A 7,606-nucleotide genomic window follows, 5' to 3' on the forward strand; every position below is an offset into this window, starting at 1 on the left:
CCAGGGGTCCAGGCCGTGCTCGTCGTGCTCGGGGAAGATCCACCGATTGCCGGCGTCGCCGGCCGCATCCAGCGTGGCCCGGCCGACGGCCACGTGGTCCGGGGTGTTCCAGGCGACGCCGCCCCAGGTGTCGCGGTGGTTGAGCGTGATGACCAGCTCGGGCCTGTGCCGGCGGATGGCGGCGGCGATGTCGCGGCGCAGCGCGGTGCCGTACTCGACGACTCCGTCCTTGTGGTCGAGGAACTCCACCTCCGACACGCCGACCACCGCCGCGCTCGCCCGCTGCTCCCGCTCGCGCAGCGGCCCGCACCGCGCGGGCTCGATGGTGTCGATGCCCGCCTCGCCGCGGGTCGCGAGCACGTAGACGACCTCGCGGCCCTCGTCGGTCCAGGCCGCGATCGCCGCCGAGCAGCCGTACTCGAGGTCGTCCGGATGTGCCACGACCGCGAGGGCACGCCGCCAGTCATCGGGCATGGGCTGCAGTTGAGTGGTCGTCATGCCCGCAGACTAGCCCGCGCCGCCGACATCACCGGGCGTACGGCACGGCATCAGGCCTCACCCCGCACGAGCGCCAGCAGCCGGTCTAGGACGCGGGGGCCGCCGGTGCGGATGCCGTCGTGCTCGAACTCGTCCGTGATCCAGGTGCGCAGGCCCCGGATGGTGCGGGCGGTGCGCAGGGAGTGGGCCGTGTCGACGTACATGTCGTCGTGGTAGACCGCCGCCACTACCGGCACCGTGTTGGCCGCGAGGCGGGCGGGGTCGTACAGGGGTGTCCAGTCGGTGCGGGCGGCGAGCAGGTCGGCGGTCTCGCGCAGCGGGCGCAGCGCCGGGTCGCAATCGAACATCCAGGGGTGAATCGATTCTCCGGTGAACAGGAGAGGTTCGTCGCCCGCGACGGCCTTGGCGGCGTCGAACTGCGGGAACTCGGCGCGGACCCGCTCGGCGGACCAGGCCGTGGGCCGGGCGTCCTGGCCGTAGATCGACTCGTGGACCAGGGCGTACAGCGGGTGCCGGGCGTAGGAGAGCATGGCCTGCACCTGCTCCTGGAACGCGTCGGAGAGCGTGGAGCCCTGCGGGGTGTGGACGAAGGCCCTCTCCAGGAGGTAGTGCAGGCGGTGGGTGCCGTCGCCGGTGCCGAGGGCGATGCCGAGGGACTGGAAGGCCTCGACGGTGAGCCGGTAGCCGTTCGGCAGGACCACGTCATGGTGAAGCAGGTGGTCGGCGATGCGTCGGGCGCGCTCGGCGTCCTCGGGGTAGCGGGCGTAGTGGGCGGCGACCTTGCGTTCGATGCGCGGGAAGGCGGCCCGGTAGACGTCGTCGGCGTGGGCGTCCAGGGCGGGCAGACCTCCGGTGATCACGGCCGTTGCCAGGCCCTCAGGGGCGAGGGACAGGTAGCTGGTGACGCAGAAGCCGCCGAAGCTCTGGCCGAGGACGGTCCAGGGCTTGCCGCCGGTGAGCTCGGCGCGGATGGCCTCGCAGTCACGGACGATCGAGTCGGCACGGAAGTGCGTGAGGTAGTCGGCCTGTTGGGCCGGGCCGCCGCGCAGCGGGAGCGTCTGGCGGTTGGCGGGTGTGCTGTGACCGGTGCCGCGCTGGTCCAGCAGCAGGACGCGGTACTCCTTCAGGGCCCGGCCGAGCCAGCCCGGCCGGCCGACGGAGCGGTCCGCGCCGAAGCCGGGGCCGCCCTGGAGGTAGAGCAGCCACGGCAGGTCCTGGTGCGTCTTGTCGCTCGCGACGACCTCGCGGGCGTACAGCTCGATCGTCTCGCCCCCGGGGCGGTCGTGGTCGAGGGGGACGGTGAAGCGGCGGTCGGTGAGGACGACTCCGGGCTGACGGTAGCTGAGGGTCAACAGGGCTCCCGGGACGGACGGATTTTCGGGCCGCGTCCCAGTTCATCACAGCGATCGTCCGCGGGTGAGCCCTTCGATCATGAAACCCTGCTGAACGGCCGTTCAGGCTCAGCGGGCGGACAGGCTGGAGCGACGGACCACCAGCTCGGGCTGGAGGACGACCCTGCGGTGCTCGTGTGCGCGCGCCGCGCCCTCTTCCTCCGTCTCCTCAAGGAGCAGGTCGGCTGCCATGGCTCCCATGGTGACGGCGGGCTGCCGCACCGAGGTGAGCGGGACGGCCGCGGCGGCGGCGAACTCGATGTCGTCGTAGCCGACGATGGCGAGGTCGTCGGGGACACCGACGCCGGCCGCGTACATGGCCTGCAGGACGCCGAGGGCGAGCAGGTCGTTGGCACAGAACACGGCGGTGGGCCGGTCGGCGAGGCCGAGCAGCCGGGCCCCGGCGTCGCGGCCCGCGGCGACGTCCAGTCGTTCGGTGGGCAGCTCGCGCAGCGCTTCGGGGCCGAGCCCGGCCTCGGCGAGCGCCTCCAGGGCGCCGGTTCGGCGGTCGCGGACCTGGTTCAGGCCGGGCGGGCCGCTGACGTAGGCGAGGGAGCGGTGCCCGGCGTCTACGAGGTGGCGTACCGCGAGGGCGCCGCCCGCCACGTCGTCGACGGAGACCGAGCACTCGGTGGTGCCCTCGGCGACCCGGTCGACCAGGACGAACGGGATGTTGTGCCGGCGGAATGCCTCGATGTTGCGGCCGGTGGCGTCGGCCGGCGTGAGCAGCACGCCGCGCACCCGCTGCTCGGCGAAGAGCGACAGGTACTCGGCCTCCTCGGCCGGGTTCTGGGCGCTGTTGCAGACCATCACGCCGAGTCCGGCCCGGCGGGCGGCGCGCTCGGCGCCGCGCGCCACGTCGACGAAGAAGGGGTTGCCCATGTCGAGGACGAGCAGCCCCATGATGCGGCTGCGGCCCGCGCGCAGCTGGCGCGCGGACTCGCTGCGGACGTAGCCGAGCCGGTCTATCGCGGACAGCACCCGGGCCCGGGTCTCGGTCGCCACCGTGTCCGGGCGGTTGATCACGTTGGAGACGGTGCCGACGGAGACTCCGGCGACGCGGGCGACGTCCTTGATACCCACCGACTGGGCCATCGGGCAGGGACCTCCAGAGGGGAGACACGGGGGCGGCGGCCGGAGCGGCTTTACATTACCGGCATGCCGCCCCGGGAGCCGGATGCGGTCAGGCGGGCAGACGGAAGTTCAGCGAGCGGAGCGCCGAGGGCGTGGTACCGCTGGACTTCTCCTGGTACATGACCGACAGGAAGTTGTCCTGCGCGATCCGCATCTCGTCGATCACGACCTCGCCGAAGGCGTTCAGCCCGGCGGCGACGCCGTCGTACAGGACCGTCCAGTCGGTGTACCCGGAAGCCTTGGAGGCTCCGGCGATCCGGCAGAAGGGGAAGATCGCGTACGCGTTGTCGTACTTGTCGAGGATGAGCTTGGTGCGCTGGCTGGAGTTGAGCGGCACCGGTATCTCGGTCTTCTGCCAGGCGCCGGAGGAGTTCTTGCGGACGTGGAAGGCACGGCCGTTGGCGGTGCGGTTGGCGACGTAGTTCGTCGTGCACTGGCCGAAGCGGCCGGGAACGTAGCTGATGATCGCGTGCGGCAGACCGGCCGAGTCGGTGAACTGGGCCTCCTGGTTCATCAGCGAGTGGTCCGGGTTGAGCGGGTCCACGACCAGCCCGGCGTCGGTGACGGAGACCCGGTCGGAGGTGCCGGTGGTGCCGACGACGGTGCCCGCGTTGTTGCGCCAGGTACGACCGCGGTCGTCCGAGTAGACGTAGCCGGTGTCGTGGTTGGTGATGCCGCCGCTGTTGCACATCACGGCGCCGTTCTGCTCGCGCCAGGTGAAGAAGGAGTGCAGGCGGCCGTTCCTGTCGTAGTCGATGCCGTGCAGGTACATGTTGCGGGCCGTCGAGGAGCCGTGCTCGCTGGTGTAGGTGCCGGTGGAGCTGCTCCACTCGCCGAGGTTCGTCCAGGACGTGCCGTCGTACTCGGCCAGCGCGTTGCGGCCGTTTCCGGAGACGGCCACGCGGTAGCTCAGCTGGAGCTTGCCCTCGGGTGTCGAGATGAACTGCGGGTAGGTGAACTGCGAGGTGAGCGCGAGCCCGTCGAGGGTGGACTGGGCAGTGCCGAAGCGGCTCGCGGTCCAGCTCATCCCGTCCGGGTTGTCCATGAGGCCGGCCACCGACTTGACGTAGGTGAAGCCGTCGCTGTGGGAGTCCATGTTGAGGTGCAGCCGGCCGTCGACCTTGGAGATGCCCATGGAGATGACGTTGTGGGAGTCGTTGTACCGCAGGGTGTGGCCGACCTTGACGGTCTGCCAGGTGCTCGAGGGGAACTTGCGGCGGCCGACGACGGCGTTGCGGTCAGCGGTGTACCAGACGGCGTACTGGTAGCCCTTGTACGTCAGCAGGCCGTTCTTCTGGAACGCGTTGTTGTTGACCAGGCCGTCATAGGAGACGAAGAAGATGGCCTGGGAGTCGAGCAGGGTGCTGCCGGTCAGGGTGACCGAGGGGCCCGGGTCCGCGGCTTGGGCGGTGCCGGAGCCGAGGGCGGGGGTCACCACGGCGCCGGCGAGGGCGGCGCCCAGCAGTGTGCGTCTCTTCATCTCAGGGGACTCCGTTGTCGTGTGAGGTGGGGAGGGGTGGGGTTCGAGCGGGGTGTGCCTCAGGTCGGGGGTAACGCGAAGATCCGGGGGTGACGCACATCGGGGTGTCCCGTGCCGGGGGGATCAGGCGAGGTGGAACACCTCGGTGAGCGGTTTCATGGCCTCGTCGGGCCGGGCGCCGTCCAGCGACTCGAAGAACGGCGCCATCTCCGCCTGCCAGCGGGCGTTGACGTCGGTGGCTTCCATGGCGGCCTGGGCGGCGGCGAAGTCCTCGGTCTCGAGGTAGCCGACGAGCAGTCCGTCCTCGCGCAGGAAGAGCGAGTAGTTGTGCCAGCCGGTCTCCGAGAGCGCCTGGAGCATCTCGGGCCACACCGCGGCGTGCCGCTCGCGGTACTCGTCGAGGCGCTCCGCCCGGACCTTCAGCAGGAAGCACACGCGCTGCATCAACAGCCCTTTCTTCGATCAGAGGATGATCAGACAGCGATCAGGTCGATCAGAAGTCGAACTGGTCGATGTTCTTCGCGTCGAACACGGTCGGCTTGCCGAGGCTGATCACGCCGTCCTTGCCGATGGTGTACTCGCCCATGGAGCCGGCCTTGAACGTCTCGCCCTCCTTGCCGGTGATCTGCCCGGACGACAGGGCGACGGCGGTGCGGGCGGCCAGCTCGCCGAGCTTGGCCGGGTCCCACAGCTCGAAACCCTCGACGGTGCCGTTCTTGACGTACTTGCGCATGTCGTTCGGGGTGCCGAGGCCGGTCAGCTTGACCTTGCCCTTGTACTTGGAACCCGACAGGTACTGGGCGGCGGCCTTGATGCCGACCGTGGTCGGGGAGATGATCCCCTTGAGGTTCGGGTACTCCTGGAGCAGGCCCTGGGTCTGCTGGAAGGACTGCTGGGCGTCGTCGTTGCCGTACGCGGTCTTCACCAGCTTCATGTTCTTGTACTCGGGCTTCTTCAGCTCGTCCTTCATGAAGTCGATCCAGGTGTTCTGGTTCGTCGCGGTCTGCGCGGCGGACAGGATCGCGATCTCGCCCTTGTAGTCGATCTGCTTGGCGAGCAGTTGCACCTCGGTACGGCCCAGGTCCTCGGCGGAGGCCTGCGAGACGAAGGCGTTGCGGCAGTCGGGCGTGGTGTCGGAGTCGTAGGTGACGACCTTGATGTCGTTCTTCATGGCCTGCTTGAGCGCGGTGCACAGGGCACCCGGGTCCTGCGCGGACACGGCCATCGCGTCGACCTGCTGCTGGGTGAGCGTGTTGACGTAGGAGACCTGCCCGGCGGTGTCGGTCGCGCTGGACGGCCCGACCTCCTTGTAGCTGGACCCCAGCTCCTTCAGCGCCTTCTCGCCGCCCTTGTCGGCGCTGGTGAAGTAGGGGTTGTTGACCTGCTTGGGCAGGAACCCGACGGTGAGGCCCTTCTTGGTGGCCGCGTTCGGGTCGGCCTTGCCGGCGGTGGCGGTGGAGGCGCCCTCGTCGGCGACATCCTTCTTGGTGGTGCCGCCGCAGGCGGTGAGCGCGAGCGCGAGAGAGGTGGCGGTGGCGAGGGCCGCGCAGCTGCGGCGCAGGGTTGACTTACGCATGGCGTTGGTCCTTTACGAGGAAGGGCTGGATTACGAGGTGGGAGTCGAGGCGGCTCTGCGGCCCGCCCTCGCTGTGGAGATCTGCCGTACGACCCGGGGACCGAGCACGGACAGAACGAGCAGGACGCCGGTGACGACGATCTGGGACTGGGCGGACACGTCCTGGAGGCTCATCACGTTCTGCAGCGCGCCGAGGAGGAACACCCCCGCGATCGCACCGCCCAACGTGCCCTTGCCGCCGTCGAAGTCGATGCCACCGAGCAACACGGCGGCCACGACGGACAGTTCGAGGCCGGTGGCGTTGTCGTAGCGGGCGCTGGCGTAGTGCAGCGCCCAGAAGATGCCGGTCAGGGAGGCCATCAGGCCGGTCAGCGTGAACAGGATCAGCTTCTGCCGCCTGACCCGGACGCCGGCGAAGCGGGCCGCCTCCTCGCTCGCGCCGATCGCGAACAGCGACCGCCCGAACGGTGTGGCGTGCAGCGCGACCACGGCAATGGCGAGCAGGACGACGAACGGCAGGAAGGCGTAGGGGATGAATGTGTCGCCGATCCGCCCGGCCGCGAAGTCCAGGTACTGCGTGGGGAAGTCGGTCACCGCGTCGGAGCCGAGCACGATCTGCGCGATGCCCCGGTAGGCGGCGAGGGTGCCGATGGTCACGGCGAGGGACGGCAGCCCCAGCCTGGTCACCAGCAGCCCGTTGACCAGTCCGCACACGACACCGAGCAGCAGGCAGATCGGGATGATCGTCTCGATGGTCATGCCCTGGTTCCACAGGGCGCCCATCACGGCACCGGACAGTCCGGCCGTGGAGGCGACCGACAGGTCGATCTCGCCGGAGACGACCAGCAGGGTCATCGGCAGGGCGATCAGCGCGATCGGCAGCGTGTTGCCGATCAGGAACGACAGGTTGAGCGCGTTGCCGAACCCGTCGACGAAGCCGAAGGAGAACAGCAGGACCACGACGAGCAGGCCACCGACCACCGTGTCCCAGCGGACCGCTCGGCTCAGGGAGATGTCAGCCATGGCGGGCGTTCCTCTTCTTCAGGGCGGAGGCCACGCGCAGCGCGACGACCCGGTCGACCGCGATCGCGAGGATGAGCAGGATGCCGTTGATCGCGAGCACCCAGACGGAGCTGACGCCGAGGGCGGGCAGCACGCTGTTGATGGAGGTCAGCAGCAGGGCCCCGAGGGCCGCCCCGTAGACGCTGCCGGAGCCGCCGGTGAAGACGACACCGCCGACCACGACCGCGCTGACGACGGTCAGTTCGTAGCCATTGCCGGTGCCGGAGTCGACGTTGCCGAAACGGGCGAGGTACATCGCGCCGGCGAGTCCGGCGAGCGCCCCGCAGAAGGTGTAGGCGGCGAGGATCCGCTTGCGGACGGGGATGCCGGCGAGGCGGGCCGCCTCGGGGTTGGAGCCGAGGGCGTACAGCTCGCGGCCGCTGGCGAAGTGCCTGAGGTAGTAGCGTACGGCAGCGGTGGCAGCCGCAGGTGCGCAAGCGCCGGCAGCGCCAGGCCGCGACCACC

7 protein-coding genes and 1 pseudogene are annotated in these 7,606 nt (G+C 69.9%); all 8 read right to left on the reverse strand.

The features are described from left to right. A partial coding sequence (locus ABZ281_RS14255) for a PIG-L family deacetylase (protein ID WP_356655342.1) occupies positions 1 to 498 on the reverse strand: 498 nt, incomplete at its 3' end. A gap of 50 nt (positions 499 to 548) precedes the next feature. Beyond that, the gene (locus ABZ281_RS14260; protein WP_356655344.1) at positions 549 to 1,850 is read right to left on the reverse strand and encodes an alpha/beta fold hydrolase; all 1,302 of its coding nucleotides are present in this window, start codon (positions 1,848 to 1,850) and stop codon (positions 549 to 551) included. Between the two features lie 108 nt (positions 1,851 to 1,958). Then, the gene (locus ABZ281_RS14265) at positions 1,959 to 2,984 is read right to left on the reverse strand and encodes a LacI family DNA-binding transcriptional regulator (RefSeq protein WP_356655346.1); all 1,026 of its coding nucleotides are present in this window, start codon (positions 2,982 to 2,984) and stop codon (positions 1,959 to 1,961) included. An 88-nt stretch (positions 2,985 to 3,072) separates the two neighbouring features. Beyond that, positions 3,073 to 4,503 (reverse strand): BNR repeat-containing protein, encoded by a 1,431-nt coding sequence (locus ABZ281_RS14270; RefSeq protein WP_356655348.1) that lies wholly within the window; start codon positions 4,501 to 4,503, stop codon positions 3,073 to 3,075. Between the two features lie 123 nt (positions 4,504 to 4,626). Next, positions 4,627 to 4,947, reverse strand: a complete 321-nt coding sequence (locus ABZ281_RS14275) for an L-rhamnose mutarotase (RefSeq protein WP_142156645.1) — start codon at positions 4,945 to 4,947, stop codon at positions 4,627 to 4,629. A 49-nt stretch (positions 4,948 to 4,996) separates the two neighbouring features. Then, positions 4,997 to 6,079 (reverse strand): rhamnose ABC transporter substrate-binding protein, encoded by a 1,083-nt coding sequence (gene rhaS, locus ABZ281_RS14280; RefSeq protein WP_356655350.1) that lies wholly within the window; start codon positions 6,077 to 6,079, stop codon positions 4,997 to 4,999. A gap of 30 nt (positions 6,080 to 6,109) precedes the next feature. Next, on the reverse strand, positions 6,110 to 7,102 hold the full coding sequence (locus tag ABZ281_RS14285; RefSeq protein WP_356655352.1) for an ABC transporter permease: 993 nt from the start codon (positions 7,100 to 7,102) through the stop codon (positions 6,110 to 6,112). Beyond that, positions 7,095 to 7,606 (reverse strand): annotated as a pseudogene (locus tag ABZ281_RS14290) (ABC transporter permease); the annotation flags it as partial. The pseudogene ABZ281_RS14290 and the gene ABZ281_RS14285, both read right to left, overlap by 8 nt.

It is taken from the genome of Streptomyces sp. NPDC006265, from assembly GCF_040613555.1.
GTDB lineage: Bacteria > Actinomycetota > Actinomycetes > Streptomycetales > Streptomycetaceae > Streptomyces.